Origin of the sequence: Halorussus sp. AFM4 (assembly GCF_051194995.1) — an archaeon.
Taxonomy (GTDB): domain Archaea; phylum Halobacteriota; class Halobacteria; order Halobacteriales; family Haladaptataceae; genus Halorussus.
The window spans coordinates 349,954-371,455 of sequence record NZ_JBNTJT010000006.1; the positions used below are offsets into that span (position 1 = coordinate 349,954).

General features: G+C 68.9%; 23 protein-coding genes and 1 pseudogene. 6 read left to right on the top strand and 18 right to left on the bottom strand.

All coding sequences use genetic code 11. From position 1 onward, the window contains the following. Positions 1–1,268: 1,268 nt before the first annotated feature. Positions 1,269–2,510, top strand: coding sequence for an orc1/cdc6 family replication initiation protein (locus ACQUQF_RS24195; protein WP_435181983.1), 1,242 nt, complete (start codon positions 1,269–1,271; stop codon positions 2,508–2,510). Between the two features lie 1,008 nt (positions 2,511–3,518). On the opposite strand, the gene ACQUQF_RS24200 is transcribed toward ACQUQF_RS24195, so the two are convergent. The 4 genes from ACQUQF_RS24200 to ACQUQF_RS24215 all read right to left on the bottom strand — a co-directional run bounded on the left by ACQUQF_RS24200 (position 3,519) and on the right by ACQUQF_RS24215 (position 8,092). After that, positions 3,519–4,388: a hypothetical protein gene (locus ACQUQF_RS24200; protein ID WP_435181984.1), complete on the bottom strand. Its 870-nt coding sequence runs from the start codon at positions 4,386–4,388 to the stop codon at positions 3,519–3,521. 216 nt (positions 4,389–4,604) lie between these two features. Further along, entirely contained in the window at positions 4,605–6,248 is a 1,644-nt protein-coding gene (locus ACQUQF_RS24205; protein WP_435181985.1) for a response regulator, read from the bottom strand. Between the two features lie 100 nt (positions 6,249–6,348). After that, positions 6,349–7,065, bottom strand: coding sequence for a ThuA domain-containing protein (locus ACQUQF_RS24210; protein WP_435181986.1), 717 nt, complete (start codon positions 7,063–7,065; stop codon positions 6,349–6,351). A 1-nt stretch (position 7,066) separates the two neighbouring features. After that, positions 7,067–8,092: an MBL fold metallo-hydrolase gene (locus ACQUQF_RS24215; RefSeq protein WP_435181987.1), complete on the bottom strand. Its 1,026-nt coding sequence runs from the start codon at positions 8,090–8,092 to the stop codon at positions 7,067–7,069. 135 nt (positions 8,093–8,227) lie between these two features. On the opposite strand from ACQUQF_RS24215, the gene ACQUQF_RS24220 reads away from it, so the two are divergent. Further along, positions 8,228–8,479, top strand: coding sequence for a hypothetical protein (locus ACQUQF_RS24220; protein WP_435181988.1), 252 nt, complete (start codon positions 8,228–8,230; stop codon positions 8,477–8,479). 36 nt (positions 8,480–8,515) lie between these two features. Here ACQUQF_RS24220 and ACQUQF_RS24225 read toward each other — a convergent pair whose 3' ends face one another. Next, positions 8,516–9,019, bottom strand: a complete 504-nt coding sequence (locus ACQUQF_RS24225; RefSeq protein ID WP_435181989.1) for a ferritin-like domain-containing protein — start codon at positions 9,017–9,019, stop codon at positions 8,516–8,518. Between the two features lie 92 nt (positions 9,020–9,111). On the opposite strand from ACQUQF_RS24225, the gene ACQUQF_RS24230 reads away from it, so the two are divergent. Then, the gene (locus tag ACQUQF_RS24230) at positions 9,112–9,291 is read left to right on the top strand and encodes a hypothetical protein (RefSeq protein ID WP_435181991.1); all 180 of its coding nucleotides are present in this window, start codon (positions 9,112–9,114) and stop codon (positions 9,289–9,291) included. A 224-nt stretch (positions 9,292–9,515) separates the two neighbouring features. On the opposite strand, the gene ACQUQF_RS24235 is transcribed toward ACQUQF_RS24230, so the two are convergent. Further along, positions 9,516–9,920: a GerW family sporulation protein gene (locus tag ACQUQF_RS24235; protein ID WP_435181992.1), complete on the bottom strand. Its 405-nt coding sequence runs from the start codon at positions 9,918–9,920 to the stop codon at positions 9,516–9,518. A gap of 89 nt (positions 9,921–10,009) precedes the next feature. After that, positions 10,010–10,777, bottom strand: coding sequence for a uracil-DNA glycosylase family protein (locus ACQUQF_RS24240; RefSeq protein ID WP_435181993.1), 768 nt, complete (start codon positions 10,775–10,777; stop codon positions 10,010–10,012). Positions 10,778–10,810: 33 nt separating this feature from the next. On the opposite strand from ACQUQF_RS24240, the gene ACQUQF_RS24245 reads away from it, so the two are divergent. Next, on the top strand, positions 10,811–11,059 hold the full coding sequence (locus ACQUQF_RS24245) for a hypothetical protein (RefSeq protein WP_435181994.1): 249 nt from the start codon (positions 10,811–10,813) through the stop codon (positions 11,057–11,059). Positions 11,060–11,112: 53 nt separating this feature from the next. Here the strand turns inward: ACQUQF_RS24245 and ACQUQF_RS24250 are convergent, their stop codons facing one another. From ACQUQF_RS24250 to ACQUQF_RS24275, 6 genes are all read right to left on the bottom strand, one after another. After that, positions 11,113–11,301 carry a DUF5786 family protein gene (locus ACQUQF_RS24250; protein ID WP_435181995.1) on the bottom strand — a complete coding sequence of 63 codons (189 nt, stop codon included), beginning with the start codon at positions 11,299–11,301 and terminating at the stop codon, positions 11,113–11,115. Between the two features lie 132 nt (positions 11,302–11,433). Next, positions 11,434–12,699, bottom strand: coding sequence for a translation elongation factor EF-1 subunit alpha (tuf, locus tag ACQUQF_RS24255; protein ID WP_435181996.1), 1,266 nt, complete (start codon positions 12,697–12,699; stop codon positions 11,434–11,436). An 81-nt stretch (positions 12,700–12,780) separates the two neighbouring features. Continuing rightward, positions 12,781–13,986, bottom strand: a complete 1,206-nt coding sequence (locus ACQUQF_RS24260) for an MFS transporter (RefSeq protein ID WP_435181997.1) — start codon at positions 13,984–13,986, stop codon at positions 12,781–12,783. Positions 13,987–14,074: 88 nt separating this feature from the next. Next, positions 14,075–14,305 (bottom strand): hypothetical protein, encoded by a 231-nt coding sequence (locus ACQUQF_RS24265; protein WP_435181998.1) that lies wholly within the window; start codon positions 14,303–14,305, stop codon positions 14,075–14,077. A 113-nt stretch (positions 14,306–14,418) separates the two neighbouring features. After that, on the bottom strand, positions 14,419–14,886 hold the full coding sequence (locus tag ACQUQF_RS24270) for a hypothetical protein (protein WP_435182000.1): 468 nt from the start codon (positions 14,884–14,886) through the stop codon (positions 14,419–14,421). Between the two features lie 408 nt (positions 14,887–15,294). Next, complete coding sequence (locus ACQUQF_RS24275) at positions 15,295–16,254, bottom strand: aldo/keto reductase (RefSeq protein WP_435182001.1); 960 nt, start codon at positions 16,252–16,254, stop codon at positions 15,295–15,297. 642 nt (positions 16,255–16,896) lie between these two features. Here ACQUQF_RS24275 and ACQUQF_RS24280 point away from each other — a divergent pair. Continuing rightward, positions 16,897–17,958: a zinc-dependent alcohol dehydrogenase family protein gene (locus ACQUQF_RS24280; protein ID WP_435182002.1), complete on the top strand. Its 1,062-nt coding sequence runs from the start codon at positions 16,897–16,899 to the stop codon at positions 17,956–17,958. Positions 17,959–18,025: 67 nt separating this feature from the next. On the opposite strand, the gene ACQUQF_RS24285 is transcribed toward ACQUQF_RS24280, so the two are convergent. Next, positions 18,026–18,628, bottom strand: coding sequence for an HD domain-containing protein (locus tag ACQUQF_RS24285; RefSeq protein ID WP_435182003.1), 603 nt, complete (start codon positions 18,626–18,628; stop codon positions 18,026–18,028). A gap of 396 nt (positions 18,629–19,024) precedes the next feature. On the opposite strand from ACQUQF_RS24285, the gene ACQUQF_RS24290 reads away from it, so the two are divergent. After that, positions 19,025–19,363 (top strand): DsrE family protein, encoded by a 339-nt coding sequence (locus ACQUQF_RS24290; RefSeq protein ID WP_435182004.1) that lies wholly within the window; start codon positions 19,025–19,027, stop codon positions 19,361–19,363. Positions 19,364–19,396: 33 nt separating this feature from the next. Here ACQUQF_RS24290 and ACQUQF_RS24295 read toward each other — a convergent pair whose 3' ends face one another. From ACQUQF_RS24295 to ACQUQF_RS24310, 4 genes and pseudogenes are all read right to left on the bottom strand, one after another. Then, entirely contained in the window at positions 19,397–20,227 is an 831-nt protein-coding gene (locus tag ACQUQF_RS24295; protein ID WP_435182005.1) for a hypothetical protein, read from the bottom strand. 203 nt (positions 20,228–20,430) lie between these two features. Further along, positions 20,431–20,826, bottom strand: coding sequence for a cupin domain-containing protein (locus tag ACQUQF_RS24300; protein WP_435182007.1), 396 nt, complete (start codon positions 20,824–20,826; stop codon positions 20,431–20,433). Between the two features lie 78 nt (positions 20,827–20,904). Then, positions 20,905–21,015: pseudogene (locus tag ACQUQF_RS24305) on the bottom strand (cupin domain-containing protein); the annotation flags it as partial. A gap of 216 nt (positions 21,016–21,231) precedes the next feature. Continuing rightward, positions 21,232–21,495 carry a hypothetical protein gene (locus ACQUQF_RS24310; protein ID WP_435182008.1) on the bottom strand — a complete coding sequence of 88 codons (264 nt, stop codon included), beginning with the start codon at positions 21,493–21,495 and terminating at the stop codon, positions 21,232–21,234. Positions 21,496–21,502 lie beyond the last annotated feature (7 nt).

Consider the following 21,502-nt stretch of genomic DNA (forward strand, 5'->3'; position numbering starts at 1 on the left):
TCCGGACAGGTGGAAAGTAGGCTGGCCGGGGAGAGCGGACTGAACGGGGAGAGTAGACGGAACGGGGGAGTGGACGGAATGGAGAGAGTAGACGGAACGGGGGAGTGGACGGAACGGAGAGAGTGGCCGGAACGGAGAGAGCGGACCGGACACGGAGTGCGGTTCGGGCGAAGCGAGCGGTTCGGACGGAGACGACGATGGCCGGGAAATCCCGAGTTAGGGACACATATCCCAGTAGTACGTATCGAAACTGGTGATACGGGGCGAGTTTCGTTCCTGCGTAACCCCGTCGTTTCCGCTGTTTCGAGAACAGGACGACCGATCTACTCGGTGGTCTCACGTCGTCCTGCGGCGTTTCACGCCACACTGCGGTTGTTTCACGTACGGACCACGTACGGATTCTCTCGAAGCGGAGCTAATAGGACTCGGGGGAACGATTCCGAACTGGGCGGTCAACCCCACCGTTTCCGCTGTTTCCGCGCGTTTCCCGGACCGGACGCGACTCGGTCGACGTAACACCACGATTTCCGCTGTTTCGAGTGCTGGTCCTCGAACAGTGTGTCCGGTGCTGCTTTTCATCGCTAATGTTATTCATCCCAATAGACGTTCCGGACTCCGTAGTCCGAACTCCGTAATCGGGTGTTCGGTTCCGACGTTCGGTTCGGTCCCTCACGTCCGGTTCAGTCTCTCACATCTGGTTCGGTCCCGACGTCCGCACTTCGCTATGACGTGGGTTCAGGTGAGCGAGTAACGCCTCGTCCAAGTTGAACTGCGAGAAGGACACGATGGTCGTTGCGAGATTCCATTGCGAGATTGTAACGGGGAGATCACACCCACACCACCGTTTCCGTTGTTTCTCCGTTTAGACGGTCTCCGTCCGGAGATGGTGGTTACGGAGGCGGACACCCACCCCATCGTTTCCGCTGTTTCGGCAGAGGAGGACGGTGGTGATCTACGAGTAGCTGGTTTGACCCACCTCTGAATCAAGTGTCTACCTAGTAGTCTATTTAGTCAAATTGGCCTACGGATATGGTTTCAGACGGAAGGCAATAAACCTTTCCTTTCTCTAGAGTAACTCCAACACACCTCCACCTCTACGACAAAAGCTCCGGAAACGATGGGGTGGGTGTGTCTTTAAGTTATCACGGACAGCGGAAACCCTGCTCCGTCGAAGACCGACGACTGCCTATAAAGATTCGGGACAGAAGAAACAGCGGACGCACCGCCTACCACGAGCCTTTATAAGCCCGTCCGTTCAAGGACCGCTCATGTCGTCGTTCAGCTTCGACCGGGACAACTCCCTCTACAAGAACCGGGACGCGCTGCTGGAGGAGTACACTCCCGACAACCTCGTGGGCCGCGACGAGGAGCTGGAGGAGTACCACGCCGCGCTCCAGCCCATCATCAACGGCGAAGCCCCGTCGAACATCTTCCTCTACGGGAAGTCCGGCGTGGGGAAGACGGCGGCCACCCGCTTTCTGCTCAACCGGCTCCAGAACGACGCGGCGAAGTACGACGACATCACGCTCAACGTCATCGAGATCAACTGCGACGGACTCAACTCCAGCTACCAGGTCGCCGTGCGGCTCGTCAACACGCTCCGGGACCCGTCCGAGCAGATCAGCAACACCGGCTACCCGCAGGCCCAGGTCTACAGCTTCCTCTGGGAGGAGCTCGACCAGCTCGGGGGCACCATCATCGTGGTCCTCGACGAGGTCGACCACATCAACGACAACTCCATCCTCTACCAGATCCCGCGCGCCCGGAGCAACGGCTACCTCGAACACGCCAAGATCGGCCTCGTGGGTATCTCCAACGACCTCTCGTTCCGCGACTCGCTCTCCGCCAAAGTCCGCTCGTCGCTCTGCGAGAAGGAGGTCTCGTTCCCGCCGTACGACGCCACCGAGCTCCAGAAGGTGCTCAGCCAGCGCGAGCAGGTCGCGTTCCACGACGGCGCGCTCGCCGACGACGTCATCCCGCTCTGCGCGGCCTACGGCGCCCAGGACGCGGGGGACGCCCGCCAGGCGCTCGACCTCCTGCTGGAGGCCGGCGACCTCGCCCGCAAGGAGGCGGTCGAGCAGGTCACCGACGAGCACGTCCAGGAGGCCCGCGAGAAGCTCGAGCGCGACCGCATCATGGAGGGCGTCGCCGACCTGACCGAGCACGCCCGGCTCGTCCTCTACGCGCTCACCTCGCTCGAAGCCGAGGACGAGACGCCCGCCCGCTCCCGGGACATCCGCCCGCGCTACGAGCAGCTCTGTAACCACGTCGGCACGGAACCGCTCACGAGCCGCCGGATGCGCGACCACCTCGCGGACCTCGCGATGCTCGGGGTGATCTCGTCGACCGAGAAGAACGAGGGGATGTCCGGCGGCAAGTACCGGAAGCACGCCCTGAAGCAGGACCTCCAGCTCGTCGTCACCGCGCTCGAGGACACCATCGAGTTCGCGGGCGTCCACGAGAGCATCCGCCCGTACTACCAGACGACGTTCGAGGACGGGGAGAACTGACGGTTCGAGGACGGGGAGAATCGACGGTTCGGGATGAGGAGAATCGACGGTCGATCCCCGGTCTCCCCCTACGCCCGGTCGTGATGTGTCCGTTCTCTAGCTTTCTCTCACCCACCGCTCTGTCACACTTCTGGCACCCCACTGTTTCCGCTGTTTGCGCGGAACTCCGCCCCGGCGTCGACCCCGCGATTTCCGCTGACATCCGACGCTCGCGCTCGGTCCGCACCAGATAAACTGAGGTCCGCACTCGATACACTGACCCCGTTGACCCGACTCCGCAATTTCCGCTGTCTACGCCCGGTGGATCGTAACATTTACCCGAAACCGACCAACATTCCGACGAGCCCGCACCGAGTTTTATTTGCGCCGAACGCTCGATTTTGCCGGGTCTCGACGTTGACGATACGGAGAACAGCGGAAATACCGGGGTCGGTCCTCCACCGTCGGGAACCGGCGTCGTCGGGGACAACAGCGGAAACTCCGGTGTCCGAGTGCCCACCGACCGGAACCGGTGACAGCGGAAACGGAGGGGTCGATTCAGCGGAAACACCGGTGTGGTCGGCCGAGCGCTCCCGACTCCGGACAGCGGAAACGGCGGGGTCGGGTCCGGGTCCCATCGGGCCCCGGGAGGGACCGGTCCGGCGAGCCAAGACGGTCCGAACCGGGGACGTGCCCCGACGGTAGACAGCGGAAACACCGGGGTAGATGCCGGCGCCGGTAGACCGCGACACCGATCGACCGAAATACCGGCACCGTCGCGCGCCCCACCGGCTCGAGGTCCGGCTGCGCCCCCGTCACTCTCGCCCGGCCCATCACTCCCGCCCAGCCCCGTCACTCTCGCCCGGCCCCCATCACTCCAGCCTGGCCCTGTCACGTCCGCCCGGGCCCGTCACTCCTGCTCGGTCCCCGTTACTCCCGTTCGGTCCCCGTTACTCCCGTTCGGTCCCCGTTACTCCCGTTCGGTCCCCGTCAATCCCGTTCGGTCCCCGTCACTCCCGCCCAACCCAGTCACTCCTGTTCGACTTCGAGGATACGGGCGTCGCAAGCCGAGCAGCTGACCGCGACCACGTCCACGGTGCGGCAGCACGACTCGACGGTCTCCTGCTCGACGGTGACCTCGCCGCCGCAGTCGGGGCAGTCCTCGAGGAACACGCGGAGGCCGCTCAAGACGCGGCTCCGGTTCGTGACCGCGAGGGCGTCCCAGTCGTCGTAGCGCTCGGCCAGCAGGTCCGCGGCCGCGAGGTCGGCGACAAGCGCCGCGCGGGACGCCCACTGTCCGAGGCGCCGGCCGTCGTACCGGGCGACCAGCGCGTCGTCGTACCCCTCGACCGAGAGCCGCTCGGCCTCCAGGTCGAGGACCCCGGCTAAATCCTCCCGCTCGGTCCCGTCGGTCGCGATGGCCGCCATGGTGGCGTCCCACGCCTCGCGGAACTCCTCGGCGAGACAGAGGTCGTCGACGTCGGCGCAGGGCTCGACCGCTCCCGCGTCGGCCAGCACCGCCTCGGGTTCGCGCTCGACCGCGTCGGCCGCGACGTCCCCTTCGTCGACCGTCCCGCCTCCGGGGCCGCCGACCGCTCCGCCCTCGCCGGCGCCGACCGCCCCGTCTTCGAGTTTGTCGAACTTCGCCAGCACACGGTCGGGGAGGTAGCGCTCGGTCAGCGTCGGCGTCCCGGGGACGAGGTAGCCCCGGAGGTAGATGACCCCGAGCGAGAGACCGAACGCGGCCGCCCCGGCGAGGGGTCGGGCGGCGGCCGAGACGACTCCGCTCCCGACCGCCGCGATGCCGACGTTGACGGCGGTGCAGGGCATGCACCTGTTCTCGCCGGTGTACTCCGGCTGGCGGAACCGCTCGACGACCCCCGTCGATTCCGTTCCCATTGTGTCAGTAATAATCTGCCCGGTCGTACTTAGGTGTTATTTAACCCAGCAGACGGGTCCGTACGCTCGGCTCGACCCCTCGACGCTCTCGACCCGGCCCCGACCAGCTCTCGGACTGGTCCGTCTGCCTCCCGATTCGATAACAGAGCGATCCCTGTTCGCCGCCTAAGGCGTCTCCCCGCTCCGAAACTCTCCCTGCCGGTCAGCATAGTCCCCTCACTCCGCGTTGGCCCGCCGCTCCGGGCCGTCGTCCCGCTGGGAGCCGTCCCCGAGCGTGCGCTGGAGTCGGAGCGTCACCGCTGTGCCCTCCGTGCGGTAGTCGTCGAACGCCAGTTCCCCGCCGAACTTCCCGACGATCCAGTTCGAGAGCCAGAGCCCGAGGCCGCTGCCGTGGTGGAGCGCGGTCTCCTCGCCCTCCGTGAGCACCTCCCGCTCCTCCTCGGGGATGCCGGGCCCGTCGTCGAGCACGGTCACCTCGACCCACTCCTCGTCGGGCGCCGAGACGGCGACGGTGACCGAGGGGTCCTCGCCGCCGTGTTCGATGGCGTTCTCGACGACCTCGCTGATCGCGGCGTCCAGCGTCTTGTCCGCGTACACCGCCGCGCCGTCCGGGACGTCGGTGGCGATCTCGGTGTCGGGGTACGCCTGGCGGAACTTCTCGCAGGTCCGCTCGACGCAGTCGGCCACGTCGACCCGTCGGGTCGTCGTGTCCTCGCGGTCCAGGGTCTCGCCGACCTCCCGGGCCTTCTCGCTGATCTCGATGAGCTCGCCGGCCTTCTGCCGGATGAGGTCGGCCTCGCACGCGGCCTCCGGGTGCTCCTCGGCGATGTTCTCCGCCCGGCCCAGGACCACGTTGAGGTCGTTGCGCAGGTTGTGCCGCAGGATCCGGTTGAAGACCTGGAGGCGCTGCTCGCGCCGGACGAGCTCCTTTCGCGTCTGGACCGACTCGATGGCGTAGGCGAGGGTGGTCCCGAACTTCGCGAGGACCCGCCGCTCCGTCTCGTCGAACGCGTGTCGGGCGTCCGACCAGACGCTCAACACGCCGTACGACCGGTCCTCGTAGACGAGCGGTATCGCGGCGAGGGTGAATCGCTCGGCGGGGAGCTCGAACTCCACGTCGAACCGGCGCTCGAGCTCCGGTCCGCGGACGACCTGGACGGCGCGCTCCTCGACAGCCCGCTGGGCCGGGAGCGGCTCGTCGGCCTCGCGTTCGACCTCCAGGACGACCGCGTCGAGGTGGCGCTGCTCGACGCCGGCGGCCGCCTCGGGCCGGACCGCCCGCGTCTCCGCGTCGACGGTGCCGACCCAGGCGAGCACGTACGGGCCCGAGTCGGCGAGGCGGTCGCAGACGCGACGCTCGATGTCGTCGCGCGACGTCGCCCGGAGCACCACCTGGCTCACGTCCCAGATGAGGTCGTTGACGGCGATCTGCCGGTCGGCCCGCCGCTCGGCCCGCCGGCGCGAGATGGCGTTCTCGATCCGGTTCGCCAGCACCGCGAACTGCTCCTTGCCGTCGGTCTTCCGGAGGTAGTCGGTGACGCCGGCCGAGATGGCCCGGCTGGCGATCTTCTCGCTCCCGCCGCCGGTCAGCAGGATGAACGGAACGTCGGGGTCGGTCTCCCGGACGGCGTCCAGCAGCTCCAGCCCGTCCATGCCGGGCATCTCGTAGTCGCTGACGATGCAGTCGAACCGCTCGGCCTCCAGTCGGTCGAGCGCCGCGTCGGCGTTCCCCACCCGGCACACGTCGATGCCGTACTCCTCGTCGAGTATCTCGGCCGTGACTCTGGCGAAGAAGTCGTTGTCCTCGACGTGGAGGACGCGGGGGTGGGCCTCCGGCATCTTCTGTCTCCCCGGAGTCACGGTGCCCTAATAAATGATTTCCTTCCTTTAATTTTCCAATCCGACATTTCCGTCGTGATAACCGGTTATCATCGCTGAGTACGCCCCGAGAACAGTCGGCTCACTCCCGCTCCGGCGGGTCCGCCGATCTGCCGAACGAAGGGGTCGGACCGTCGACAGGTCCGGCCCACGAGACGGCGTTGGCCACGACCTGCTGGATCTCGGGCTGGTGGTATACGGGGTACGTCTCGTGGCCCGGCCGGAAGTAGAAGACCCGGCCCGCGCCCCGGCGGTAGCAGCAACCGCTCCGGAACACCTCGCCGCCCTCGAACCAGCTCGCGAACACCAGCGTCTCGGGCGCCGGGACGTCGAACCGCTCGCCGTACATCTCGGTCTCGGGCACCTCGAACGACTCCGCGACGCCGTCGGCGATGGGGTGGCCGGGCTCGACCGTCCAGACCCGCTCGGTCTCGCCCTCGTCGCGCCACTTCAGGTCGCAGGTCGTCCCCATCAGCCGCCTGAAGATCTTCGAGAAGTGCCCCGAGTGGAGCACGACCAGCCCCATCCCGTCGAGCACCCGCTCGCGGACCCGCTCGACCACCTCGTCGCGCACCTCGTCGTGGGCCTCGTGGCCCCACCAGGTCAGCACGTCGGTCCCCTCGAGTACCTCCTCGGTGAGACCGTGCTCGGGCTCGTCGAGGGTCGCGGTCCGGACGTCGAACCCCCGCTCGTCGAGGAACTCGGCGATGGTCGCGTGGATACCGTCCGGGTAGACCTCCGCGGCGCGGCCGCCCTCGCGCTCGTGGCGGTACTCGTTCCAGACGGTGACCGCGGTCACGTCAGTCCCCTCCCGACGCGTTGGCCTCGGGCGAGTCGGCGGCTCCCCCGTGACCGCCGGCGAACACCGCGTCCAGGTCGGGGTCGTCCTCGGCGAGCGCGTACCCCTCGTCGGTCCGGTCGACGACGCCCCGGCGCTCGAGGTGGTCGAGGTGGGCCCACGCCTCGCCCGGCCCGTGCATGATGTGGATGTTCGAGAGCTCGCCGAAGAGGTCGGCGCTGACGGTCCAGGCGTCGGCGGTCCCGCGGTCCTCCAGCACCGACACCACCCGCTCGGTCCGCTCGCGGTGGTGGGCGGCGATCTCCCGCGCCCGACCCGCGGGGTCGTCGATGGGGTCGCGGTGGCCCGGCCACGCGCGGGCGTAGTCGCCCTCGACGATCCGGTCGAGCGAGCCGAGGTACGTGGCCAGCGGGTCCTCGACCCGGGGGTCCGCGCCGCCGACGTTGGGGGTGTACTTCGGCAGGAGCGCGTCGCCCGCGAGCAGTTCGCGGCCGTTCCCGCCCGAGAACGCGAACCCCGTCAGCCCGGCGGCGTGGCCCGGCAGGTGGACCGCCTCCAGCTCCGCGTCGCCGGCGGCGAACGTCGCGCCGTCGCCGAACGGCTCGACCTCGGGCGACCGGCCCTGGATCTCGTCGTGGATCGCGAGGAACTCCAGCAGCTCCTCGGCCTTCTCGTCGGGGACGCCCCAGTCGGCGAACAGGTCCCGCTGCTCGATCTCGGCCTCGTGGTTCATCCCCGCCTCGGTGACCATCGGCGCGTCGGCCTCGTGGACCCGGACCGTCGCGCCGCTCTCGGCCTGGATCTCGCCGGCGAGGCCGGCGTGGTCGTGGTGCCAGTGAGTGAGCAGGATCTGGTCCACGTCCGCGAACGAGAGGCCGTGCGCCGCCAGCCCCTCGGCGAGCTCGTCGCGGACCCCGTCGGTGGCGACGCCGGTGTCCACGAGCGTCGTCGGCCCCGCGTCGCCGTCGAACACGTACGCGTCGTTCCGACCCTCGAAGACGGTGTTGCCGAGCTGAATCCGTTGCACGGTCGTACTCCGCCCCTGACCGGTAAGTCGTTTTCTCTCTCGGCGCTCTCCCCGACGAGAACCGTTTGAGTACTCCGGTAGTAAAAATTCGTACGGAACTTTTATGATAGATACCGTCCGCGATACGAGTACGCGATGAGCGAACGACTGGAGCGACGGGAGCAGGACGCCGACCCGGTCAACTGGACGCGGACCGACGCCGGCGTCGAGATCTACGACGAGACGAACCCCGACGCGTGGGTGCGGATGGAGTTCGTCAGCGGCATCGCCCCGGACAAACGCCTCTTCGGCATCTGCGACGAGTGCGGGCTGGTCACGCCCCAGCGCGCGCTGCCGTCCGACAGCATGGCCTGCGGCGACTGCGGGACGGAGTTCGACGACTCGTAGCGCGCCGTCCCGTCGGACGGTCCGGTCCCTCCGTTCTCAGAGCAGTCTGTCGACGAACGACTCGAACTCGCCGCCCTCGGAGACCGACTCCAGTTCGTCGAGCGCCGCCCGGTCCTCGTCGCGGTTCTGTTCCAGCAGGTCGACCGCCTCGTCGTCGACGTCGAGCACGTCTGCCAGCGCGAGCAGCCCCTCGTAGGCGGTGAGTTCGATTTGCTCGGCCTTCCGGCCGACGTGGTTGTAGAGGGCGTTCTGGACCGCCTCGTCGTTAGACTCGGCGTCGGCCTCGCGCTTCTCCTCCCGGAGCGCGTCGACGGTCGGCACGGTCCGCTCGACGGGGTCGAGGTCCAGCAGGGCGAAGACCCGCTCCAAACGCTCGACGTGCTCGTCGGTCTCGTCGCGGTGGTCGGCGAACCCGTCGACGAGGTCCGCCTCGGTCGCGCTGGTCTGGAGCTCGTCGAGCAGGTCGACCAGCTGTCGCTCGGCGTAGTAGGCGCCCCGGAGCTCGTACTCGAACAGGTCCTCGGCCGTGTCGAGAGCCATGTCCGAACGAGTACCCCGCACACGTCCTTAGGCGTTTTGCAGCCTCCGGCGCTGACACCAGCGTTTTCACGGATGCCGCCGTTTGCGGTCCCATGGCCGTTCCGAAGCCCACGTCCGCGCTCGAGATCGCGGCGGTCGCCGTCGGCGCGGTGTTCGCGCTGCTGGTCGTCGTCCCGCTGCTCCCGCTCGTGCTCGACCTCGTCGTCGGCATCTTCCGGGGGTTCTTCGACGTCATCGTCCCCGGCGGCCGGACCTACGACGACGTCAGGTGATCGCGACGGGCAGTCGTCCGCGGTCGATACGCCTCGGATTCCCCGCGAGAACATGCGTGTACTCCGCCGCGGTCGATGTACTCGGACGTATTAGGCGTGCCCCGAAGCGGTCGGTGTACTCCGAAGTATTCAGTGTCCCCCGGAGCAGCCGGTCTCCCCTGAAACAGTCGGTGTACTCCCAATCGTTCGCGGTCGAATCTGCTCACCTTCCTCTGGGCGCGACCTCACTCCTCCCGTCCGAGCCGCCGCCCGACCAGCACCCCGGCCGCGAACCCGGCGCCCAGCAGCGCGAGCGACCGGCGGCGCTCGCCGAACCTGACGAACCGCGCCCCGTCGTCGGTGATCTCGAGCGCGCCGATCGGCGCGGCGGCCGCGCCGCCTCCGCCGCCTCCTCCGCGGGGCTCGGCCGCTCGCCGGTCTCCGGCCGCCGACGAGTCGCTCCCGGTCCGCTCGGTCGCCTCGCCGCCGGCGTCGCCGCCGCTACCGTAGCCGCCGCCGAAGCCGAAGGCGACCCGGGCGACCGGGACGACGGTCTTCTCGCCGCGCTCGATCGGGTCGCCGAACACCGACCGGACGTTCGCGCTCCGCTGCAGTCGCTCGACGATGGATTCGATCTGGGTGGCGCTCATTGTGTTCCCGAGAACGGGGTTCGTCCGCGGGGGAGAAAAGCGTGCGTGCCGCCGATGGCGACCGTCGGCGTCCGGTGGCGTTCGCCCCGCTACCGGACCTCGTAGGTGTCGTGCTCGGCGAGGAATCGCCCGAGGTCGGCGGTCTGGCGGTAGTCCGACGACAGCAGGTCGGCCAGCGAGGCGGCCAGTCGGTCGGCGTCGCCGTCGTCCCACTCGGCGGGGTCGCGGACCGGCACGACCAGGAACCCCCGGCCCGGCAGGTGGTCGGCGTGGAGGTCGGCCATCCGGTCGTCGCGTCCGCCGTCGGCGGTCCCGGGCTGGCTCGCCGTCGCGTCGGCTCCCTGGAGGTCCCTGTCTCCACCCGACGACACCTCGCCGTCCGGAGCCAGCAGCGCCTCGCGGGCGGCGTAGGTCCGCAGGACGTGACGGGTCGCGCGCTCGCCAACCGGCAGGAGGACGTGGGCCGCGATGGCCCGCAACTCGGCGTCGAAGAACGGTTCGAAGTCGTCGTACTCCCGGTCGGTCGGGTCGCGGCCCTCGGGGAGACAGCACATGTGGCGGTAGCTCAGGAACAGGTCCGTGGCCGCGGGCTCGTCGCTGTAGGCGTCGCCGAGCAGGCCGACCTCGTGGAGCACCGGCTGGAGGCGCTCGCCCGCCGTGCTCCCGGTGAACGGGACGCCGGTCTCCCGGCCGCCGTGGACGCCCGGGTGGTCGCCGACGACGTGGAAGTCGGCGTTGGCGTCGCCGTAGCCGAAGACGGCCCGGCGGTCGGCCGCCGCGCCCGACTCCCCGCAGTCGTGGGGACAGGGCGGCCGCATCCCGAAGGGGTTGCTGGTTCTGTCCGTGACGTTCTTCACGACGCGCGAGTAGGGGGGAGGGCGTTAAAACGGGTGCGGTTCACCGTCCACAAGCTCCTGGCGCTGGCGTTCGTGGTCCCGGTCGCGGCGCTCGCGGCGGTCCCGGAACCCGCCGAGTTCGTCGTCGGCGTCCTCCCGACCTACTGGCCGGCGAAGGCGCTGGTGGTCGGACTGGAGCGTGCGCACTGGTCGGAGGTCGTCCCCTACCTCGCGGTCGGGACCGCCTACGCGGCGGCGCTGCTCTACGGACTCGCCCGTCGGTTCGGAAGCCGACTGACCTGATTCCGGAAAAAGCGTCCGTTCACTGCGGAGGAGGGCGGCGCGGACTCCCCGGACTACTCCTCGTCTTCCTCGTCGTTGCTCTTGATCTCGTCCAGTTGGTCCAGGAGTTCGTCCTGGGACGCGTCGGAGTCGAACGAGACCTCTCCCTCGTGCGTGTGCTCGTGGACGGTGACCCCCTCGTCCTCGTCGAAGTCGTTGTCCTGGTCCTGCTGCTCGGACTCGTCGTAGCTACCAAAACCCATGTCTGAACGGAGGGACTCCGAGTAGTAAAATCGGTCGGTGTCCGCCGGCGGCGATCGGGCGGGTCGCCGGGGCGTCGGCGACTCCCGGCGGCCGGAAGTCGCGACGGCGGCGAGTCCCGGCGTCGGCCCCGCTCAGCGCTCGTTGACTTCCAGGACGCGGCCGGCCGCGATGGTCTGGCCCATGTCGCGGATGGCGAAGCTGCCCAGCTCCGGGATCTCGCTGGACGGTTCGATGCTCAGGGGCTTCTGGGGCCGGACCGTGATGACCGCGGCGTCGCCCGACTGGATGAAGTCGGGGTCCTCCTCCTCGACCTGGCCCGAGGAGGGGTCGATCTTCTGGTCGATCGACTCAAGCGTGCAGGCGACCTGGGCGGTGTGGGCGTGGAAGACCGGCGTGTAGCCGTCGGTGATGACGCTGGGGTGCTGCATCACGACGATCTGGGCGGTAAAGGTCTCGGCGACGCTCGGCGGGTCGTCGGCGGGGCCGCAGACGTCGCCCCGGTGGATGTCGTCCTTGCCGATGCCCCGGACGTTGAACCCGACGTTGTCGCCCGGGCCCGCCTCCGGGACCTCCTCGTGGTGCATCTCGATGGTCTTGACCTCACCGCCCACGTCGCTGGGCTGGAAGCTGACGTTGTCGCCGGTGTTGAGCATCCCCGTCTCGACGCGGCCGACGGGCACCGTCCCGATGCCCGAGATAGTGTAGACGTCCTGGATGGGCAACCGGAGCGGCGCGTCGGTCGGCGGCTCGGGCTCCTGGAGGTCGTTGAGCGCCTCGAGGACCAGTTCGCCGTCGTACCAGTCCATGTTCTCGCTGCGCTCGACGATGTTGTCACCCTCCAGCGCCGACATCGGGATGAAGCTGGCGTCGGCGGTGTCGAACCGGACCTGGTCGAGCAGGTCCTTGACCTCGGAGACGACCTCCTTGTACCGGTTCTCGTCGTAGTCGACCGCGTCCATCTTGTTGACGCCGACGATGAGCTCGTTGATGCCGAGCGTGCGGGCCAGGAAGACGTGCTCCTGAGTCTGCGGAGCTACCCCGTCGTCGGCCGCCACGACCAGGACGGCGTTGTCGGCCTGGCTCGCGCCGGTGATCATGTTCTTCACGAAGTCGCGGTGGCCGGGCGTGTCCACGATGGTGAAGTAGTACTCGTCGGTCTCGAACTCCTGATGGGCGATGTCGATGGTGACGCCGCGCTCGCGCTCCTCGGCGAGGTTGTCCATCACGTAGGCGAACTCGAAGCCGCCTTTCCCCTTCTCCTCGGCCTCCTCCTTGTGCTGTTCGATGACGTGGTCCGGAACGCTCCCCGTCTCGTAGAGGAGCCGTCCGACCAGCGTGCTCTTCCCGTGGTCGACGTGGCCGATGATGGCCAGGTTCTGATGCGGTTTATCTGCCATGGTTTCCCCCACCGTGTGGGTGAGATAGTCGGCCCGCGAGGACAAAATAGCTGTCGACGGCGGAGCCGGGTCGCCGACCGCTCACCGGCCGTCGGGCGCGTACCACGCCAGCGCCGCGCCGACCGCCGCGACGGCGCCCGCGAGCAGGAACGCCGGCCGGTAGCCCGCCCGGTCGATGACGGCGCCGGCCGCGATGGGCGCGGCGAACGCGCCGAACAGCCCGACGCTGGTCAGCATCGAGATGGCCGTGGTCCGGACCGCGGGCGCGACCACCTCCGGGACGTAGGTGTAGAGCAATCCGATGGTGATCTGGACCGCGAACCCCGCCACGACCAGCAGCGCGACCGCACCGGCCACCCCCGAGACGACCGTGAACCCCGTGACGGCGGGCACAGTCACGACGAACGCCAGCAGGACGACCGGTCGGCGCCTCCCGCCGAACAGCCGGTCGGAGACGAGCCCGCCCCCGGTCCGCGAGAGGGCGCCGACCGCCGGGAACACCGCGGTCAGCAGGCCGCCGGCCGCCAGCGAGACGCCCAGCCGGCCGGTCAGGTAGCTCGGGAGCCAGGAGTTGAGGAAGAGGTACAGCGAGAACGCCAGGAAGCACAGCGCGTAGAGGGTCCACGCGCCCCGGTTGGCGAACAGGGTCGCGACCTGGCCCCGGTCGGGCGTGTCGGCCGCGACCGCAAGCCGCCGGCCGCGGGTCGACGCCAGGAACACCCCGACGCCGACCACCGCGATGGCCGCGAACACCGGGAGCGCGGCCGGCCAGCCGAACCGGTCGGCCAGCAGCGGACTGCCGAACTGGCCGAGCGCGAACCCGACCGGCGCGCTCGCGGTGAACACGCCCACGGCGGTCGCCCGGAGCTCGCGGTCGACCGCCTGGCCGACCAGGTTCGCGCCGGCGTTCCACACCACCACGTAGGCGAACCCGCCCAGGATCCGGGAGGCGAACAGCCACCAGTAGGCGCCCGCCGCGGCCGCGGCCCAGCCCCACGCGCCGGCTGCGAGCAGCGCGACCGCGGCCACCGCGACCGCCCGCCGCACCCGGACGCGGTCGAGCGCCACGCCGACCGGGACGCTGGCGACGACCGCGGTCAAGTACATCACGCTCACGAGCCACCCCGCCAGGGTCGGTCCCACGCCCAGCGACTCGCGGACCAGCGGGAGGACGCTGGCCGGCGCGATCTCGTAGGCGCCCGCGGCGGTCGAGAGCGTGAACAGGCCGGCGACCAGGCCGACGGTCCGGCGGCGACCGGCCCTCGACTCGTCTGCGTCGTCGGTCACGCCAGTGTATTACCACATGAAGTATAAAACTCCGACCGTAGCGGAAGCGCTCCACGGGGCCGGACTGTCGCCGTCGGAAAAACGGGTGTTACGGGTTGCTCGCGTCCAGGTCGTTCGCGTCGTCGGTGTGGGCGCGTTGGAGCAGTTCTTTGACTTCCTCGACCGTCAGGTCGTAGTCGTCCGCGAGTTCCGCGAGCGGAATCGGAAGCTCGTTCCCGTCGATCGGTACCTTGGTCGCGCAGTTTGGACACGTCGCCCGCCGGAGTGACCCGCTGTACTCCCAGCTGTACCCACACCGATGACATTGCAGGGTTGGCACGGGTACACACCCCTCCTGTCACGGACGGGTGGCGTCGCGGCTCTTCGCCCCGACCCACCGCGCCGGGGGAACGACGTCCCCCGGGTCGGCGTCGCAGGAGGTCCGCGCCGGAGTTACGCCTGCTGGCTGCGCGTCTCGCCGTGGGTCTGGTGGGCGCGCTGGCGGATCTCCTCGCGGACGTGGTTCATCAGCTCCTCGCCCGAGGCGTTATCGCTGGCGCGGCTCTGGACCTCCTGTTCGATCTGCTCGGCGGCCTGGCGCACGCGGTCGGGCGCCTGGTTGCCGGTCACGCCCTCGTAGAGGTTGACCAGCCAGTCGGCGCCCTCGCCCTCGATGGACTGGCGGAACTCGTCGGGGCTCATCTGGCTCACGCCTTCGTCCCACTGGTGGGAGACGTTCTGCGAGATGTCGTTCTCGGAGACCCCGAGGAAGTTGGCCAGGCCGCGTCGGTAGTCGTCCTGGCTCTCGGTGACGCCCTGCTTCCACTGGTCGGCCGCACGTTCGAGGTGCGACTCCCAGAGGGCCATCGCTTCCAGTTCGTCCTGCATCTCGTTCTGACTGCCGCCTTGTCCTGCTGACATTGGAATCACGGGAGCATCGCGCCGCTCCCGTCGGTAGTAGAAGACGTTCGCCCGTAAACATCTCTTGGCCGTCGAGATTATACTTACAATCTTACCGTGTCAAAAATACGCACCTGTTGCGCTAGAATCGGCAACCTCTAGGCGTGACCGTGAGGTCGATTCGCGTATCTGTGTCGTGTCCAGCACCAGGCGCCACGGTGCCATCGACGCGGTACGTCCGCGCCCGTTGCGCGTCGCTGGCCGGTCCAGCGATCTGGCCACCGACGCGGATCGGCGACCCGACGCGGGAGAACCCACCTTCGACCGGTCGGCGTCCAGTGTCCAAAAGCTGCCGTCGCCACGCCGAAACCGACGTAAGATGCCGCTATCTCGCGGAGGACACTCGGCGCCGCGGCGGAGCGCCCGGACTTACTCGTACGCTGTCTCGATGCGTTCGAACTGGTCGTCGGAGAGCGAGACGTCGGCGGCGCCCAGGTTCTCCTCCAGCTGGTCGACGGTCCGGGCGCCCACGATGGGGACGCACTGGAACTCGCGCTGGTCGGCCAGCCACCGGAGCGCCACCTGCGCGGGGGTCGCGCCCGCCTCGTCGGCCACGTCCCGGATCGCGTCGAGGACCCGCCACTGGCGGTCGTCGAACCGGTCGTCCCACTCGTAGAGGTCGCCGCGCGAGCCCTCGGGACCGCTGCCGTCGCGCTCGTACTTGCCGGTGAGGAACCCGCCCTCCAGCGGCGAGTACGGGCAGACCGCCAGGTCCTGGTCGGCGCAGACGTCGAGGTAGCCCGCGACCGGGTCGCGGTAGGCGGCGTTGAACCGGGGCTGGGTCACCTCGAAGCGCTCGAGGCCCTCGACGTCGCTGGTCCACAGCGCCTTGGTCAGCTGCCAGGCCGCCATCGAACTCGCCGCGAGGTAGTTGACCTTCCCGTCGCGGACCAGGTCGTTCAGGGTCCGCAGCGTCTCCTCGATGGGCGCCCCCTCGTCCCAGCGGTGGATGTAGTATACGTCGAGGTAGTCGGTCCCCAGGCGCTCGAGGGTGCCGTCGATCTGGTCGCGGATGTGCTTGCGCGAGAGGCCGCGGTCGTTCGGACCGTCGTCGAACCCGAAGTACACCTTCGAGGCCAGCACGAAGTCCTCGCGGTCGTAGTCGGCCAGCCAGTCGCCGATCCACTCCTCGGCGGTCCCGTTGGGGTCGCCGTAGACGTTCGCGGTGTCGATGAAGTTGACCCCGCGCTCCCACGCCGCGTCGAGCAGGTCGTGGGCGGTCCCGCGGTCGGTCTCGACGGTGCCGTCGGACTCCTTGGCGAACCGCCACGTGCCGAAGCAGATCTCCGAGACCCTGGTGCCGGTCGAACCGAGTCGGACGTAGTCCATACGCATCGTGACTGGGCTTTCGGCCTTAGTTCTGTGCGTGACGGAAACCGAACTGAACCGACAGAGTTCCCTGAGGCGAGTGTTCTGGTACGGGTCGTTACGATTTGCATCCATTTCGTCTCAGAAAGCCCCCGGTCGCTCGACGACCCGCGTCTGGCGAGACTCGCTGCGCTCGTCTCGCCGAGTTCCGCTCACTCCGTTCGCGGAATATTCGCTGCGCTCCTCGCTTCGCTGCGGTGCTTGCATCGTCGGGGGCCGGTCGAGCGACCGGCCCCTTTCAGTCCCGCCCGACGGTGGACTGGTCAGCAAGCTATCGCTTGGAAGATGAACGACTTGCCGCGTGCAGGCGCGGCCGGCGTGCCGCGCCGAACCGCGCGAGGTCTGCGCGAGCGGAGCGAGCGCAGGCCCGTCAGAGCTCTGCTCTGACGGTGGATGAGCATCGCAGGCCGAAGGCCGAGAAGCGCAATCGGTTGGGGAGGGTGTGGCCTCGTTTGGGGTAGATGAAAGGGGCCGACAGCGACCGGTCGGGGGCTTTCTGTCGGTTCTTCTTCCTGGCCCGATCGACGCTGTCACCCGAACCAAAACCCACGACTCCTGGCCGCGACCCACCGATTTAACTCGCCACGAACCGACCCCCAGCGCATGAGAGCGGCAGTCCTGCGCGAGTACGGCGAACCCCTCGCGATCGAAGACGTCGACCGGCCCGAGCCCGACCCCCACGGGGTCGTGGTCGAGACCGAGGCCTGCGGCATCTGTCGGAGCGACTGGCACGCCTGGCAGGGCCACGGCGAGTGGGCCGACGACCGGGTACCCAGAGGTCAGATCCTGGGCCACGAGCCCGCCGGCACCGTCGTCGCGGTCGGCGAGGACGTCTCGCGGTTCCGCGAGGGCGACCGGGTCGCGGTCCCGTTCAACCTCGGCCGGGGCACCTGCGAGCAGTGCCGGAACGGCCGGGGCAACGTCTGCGAGGACGGCCTGGCGCTCGGGTTCGAGGCCGACGCGCCCGGCGCCTTCGCCGAGGCGGTCCACGTCCCCTACGCCGACTACAACGCCGTCGAGCTCCCGGCGGGGGTCTCGCCGGTCGAGATGGCCGGCCTGGGCTGCCGGTTCGCGACCGCCTACCACGGGCTGGCCCACCGGGCCGACCTGACGTCGGGCGACTGGGTCGCGGTCCACGGCTGCGGCGGGGTCGGCCTCTCGGCGGTCCACGTCGCCGACGCGCTCGGGGCGAACGTGGTCGCGGTCGACCTCGCCGACGAGAAGCTGGCGAAGGCCGCGGGACTGGGCGCCGACGAGACCGTGAACGCCGGCGAAGCGGCCGACGTGCCCGGACGCATCCGGGAGATCGCGGGGAACGGCGCTCACGTCTCAGTGGACGCCCTTGGCGTCGCCGAGACCTGCCGGAACTCCGTGGCGTGCCTGGGCAAGCGCGGCCAGCACCTCCAGCTCGGGCTGACCACCGACGAGGAGCGCGGGGAGGTGTCGCTGCCGACCGACGCGATGGCGATGAACGAGATTACCTTCCTGGGCTCGCGCGGGATGCCCCCGACCCGGTACGGCGAGCTCCTCCGGATGATGGACCGCGGCACCGTCTCGCCCGCCGCGCTGGTGACGAAGGAGGTCGGGCTGGCCGACGTGCCCGACCGCCTCGCGGCGATGAGCGACTACGGCACGGTCGGCATCGAGGTCGTCACGGAGTTCTGAGTCCGGTCGCGCACCCCCGTTTGCGTTTACGTTTTCGTAAACGAGGGCGGCCGGACGAGGCTCCCGCTCAGTCGCTCGTCTGGCTGTACTTATCGACCCACTCCTGCAGCGTGATGCCCATCGCCGACTGGGTGATGGCGTTCGAGCTCGCGGAGTTGGCGCTCTTGACCAGTTCTGCCTCCAGGGTCCGGTCGGGCACCTCGCCGAGGAAGTGGGGGATTGCGCGCTGGACCGCCATCGGGCAGCCGACCTCGTGGGCCAGCGCGTACCCCGAGATGGAGTGGGGGATGGTCTCGCCGGCGTAGCGCGGGTCGGGGTCGAGCAGCGCCTCGTCGTCGACGTGGTCGACGTACTCGTAGCACTTGCCCACGTCGTGGAGCAGGCAGGCCGCCCGGATCACGTCGAGGTCGGGGTCCGCGCCGTGGAAGTCGCGCTGCTCTTCGGCGGACTTCGCGGCGATGCGGGTCACGCCGCGGACGTGCTCGACGTTGGTCACCTCGTGGATGTTCCAGGCGTAGGGGACGTCCCGGACGTCGCGCCACCCGCCGCGGTCGAGGCCGAGCGTCCACGCCTCGACCACCTGCTCGCGCAGGTCCTCGTCCTCGATGTCGTCGATCTCCGGGAGGGCCTCGCGCACCTGGGCCGCGTAGTCGGGCGTCTCGTCTGTCATGGGTTCGAACTCTCCGGGCGGACAGGTAAGGGTTGGTGTGGCGAGGGCGTTCGGCCCTCAGGGTACTGCGCTCGGCTGGCTGGCGAACGCCGCGCGCAGGGTGTCTCGGTTTCGGCGCGCGCTGGCGGGCCCCGGTGGCGCGCCAAGATGCGCGAGGGAGGCGGCCGCGGTCAGGCGGCCGCCGAGGTTGGGGAGGCGTGAGGCCGCCGTCGCGGTTGCGGTGCTGGCTGTGCGGGACGGAGGTGATGGCAGTAGCTAGCTCCCACCTCGATTCGAACGCGGCGCCATCATTGCGGAACGGTCCTCCCACCTCTCGTCGTGGCCGTAATTGTCACGGCGGCAGCGTTCTCCTGGGGGCCAGCAGCCACTTCCGGACCACTCCCGTACTCCGGGTGCATGCGAACAGCATTCCACCTCACGAGCGGTGACGAGGACCACCAGAAGACCGTCCTCACCATCGCGGAGAACCTCTCGAACGACGAGACCATCGAGCTGGACGACATCGCGGTCGTCGCCCAGTCGAAGGGCATCGCCCCGCTCACGAGCGACGGCGCTCACAGCGACACCGTCCGGGAGCTCATGGACGCGGGCATCTCGTTCAAGGCCTGCAGCAACACGCTCGAGATGATGGACATCGACGACGCCGACCTCGTCGAGGGCGTCGAGAAGGTCTCCTCGGGCGCGAGCGAACTCACCCGGCTCCAGGACGACGGGTACGCCTACCTCCGGCCCTGACCGGTTGGCGGCGTCGCGGCGCGTCTCCCCGAACTACGTCGCGTCGAACAGCTGGAACCGCCGGAGGTAGACCGCGAAGGCGTCCTGGTCGCGGAATCGCCGGACCACGTACTCGGTCGGGTAGAACCCCGACCGCGGGAAGGCGTCGGGGGTCGCGACGCTCGTGATCTCACGGCCGCGGAGGTTCCGGAGGTAGTCGACGGCCACCATGGGTTCGAGGAACGTCAGCTCGCCGTCGAACGACCCGTAGATCCAGGTGTGCGTGAACGGTTCGCCCCGGAACTCGGGGGCGTCGACGTTCACCCAGTGGTTGCCCATCCGCGGGACGATCTCGTCGGTCGGCTCGTACCCCGGCGGTCGCTGCGACGGCGGAACCGGCTCGGTCCCGCGTTCCAGCACGTCGCACGGCACTCCGGCGTCCGGCGTGCCGTCCCCGTCGACGTCGCAGAGGCCGGGTCGGACCTCGCGCTCGACCACCGCCTGCGGTTGGAGGTAGAAGTGGAAGTCGAAGTGCGGCACGTCGTACACGTCCGCGGGAACGTGGCCCTCGGGATTCCAGTCGGCGGTGACCCACCGCACCGGCGACCCGTTCTGGGCGGCCGCCGGCAGCGGCAGCGTCGTCACGTGCGCCGGAGAGTGCCCGCCGTCGGGCAGTCCGTCGAGCGCGTCGGCGGTGAACCAGACGCCGAGGTAGCGCGGCGTCCCCGACCGGCTCTCGGTGAAGAACGTCGCCATCGTTCCCTCGCCCAGCTGCTGCGGTCGCCCCCAGCGAGTCCGCTTGCTCGGCGGGAATCGCTGCTGGGCGCTGGCGGCCCCGGCGCCGAGTCCGGCCGCGAGCAGTCCGCCGCCCAGCGATCTGAGCATCGTTCGTCGTCCGACCCGAGTTCGCCGTCCCGCTCGGAGTCGTCCGTCGGTGCCGCCACGGACAGTGTCGCGTCCGTCAGTGTTCTTTCGGTCGATTTCGGCATCGCGTCGGTCGGTTTCCTGTTGGTCGTCCATGTCTCCCCACCCCATCCGAACGGGATACGCCGACCGCCGAGAAATAGTTGCTGTACGCTCGGTGACAGCTACCCCTGCGTCGTCCCGCACTCGGTGCAGGTGAGCTCGAAGCGCCCGTCGCCCATCGCCACGTCCTGGGTCGTCTCCGCGTCGCACTCGGGGCAGTGGGCCCGCGACTGGAGCTCGTCCCAGTCGTGGCTCGCGCCGGGCGTGCCGAGCGCCCACCCCTCGACGGTCGCCTCGCCGTCGTTGTACCCCTTCTGGAACTCGCCGGGCGGGAACCGGATCAACTCGCCCGCGTCCACGACGACCTCCTCGCGCTCCACGCCGACCTCGAAGGTGGCGGTGCCCGACTCGACGTAAAACACCTCCTCCTGGTCGTGGTGGGTGTGGAGGCCGCCCGAGAACGACTCGCCCGGCTCCAGCACGAAGGTACTGTCGGCTGTAGTTGATTGAATCAGCACGTAACAGGGCGTGAGGTCCCGCGGTCTACGAAAGGTGTCTCGAATCGGAATCTACACCGAGCTACAGCCGACAGTACAGTTCATCGCGAAGTGGTCGGTGCCGAGCGCCCGCGAGACCGGCTTGCGGACGCTGTGGACCTTCATCGGGTTGCGCTCGTTGTCGACCTCGTCGACGGCGACTTTCTCCATGGCGGCGGAATTGTGACTACAGCGATAAGAGAGTGGGGGTCGCCAGCCAACGTTCAGCTCACGTGTGGGAGAGAACTTGACCGCCGTTTCGTTCTCGAAAGCCCCCGCCCGGTCGCGGTCGCTCGCCGACGTATCCGCGCCTCACAGCAACCCACCGCATCGGCGCGGATAGGGGCCGGCGAGACGACTAAACTGCACGCGACCGGCCGGCCCCTTTCAGTCCCCCCGGAAATTAGGACAGGCCGTCGTCCGCGGTTCGTCAGTGAGGGTTCGGTACTGAGGCTGTCGCCGCGCATCGCTCCAGCGCCGGACCGACCGCCACGCGACGTAGGCCAGCACCTCGAAGGCGGTGAAGGCGGCCCACGGGCCGACCCCCGTGAACGACGACCCGGCCGTCGCCCGGACGTAGGCGACGGCGAGCAGGTTGACCGCGAGCAGTCCGGCGACGGCGTACCACGTCGGCGTGTTCGGCTTCGTCACGCGACCC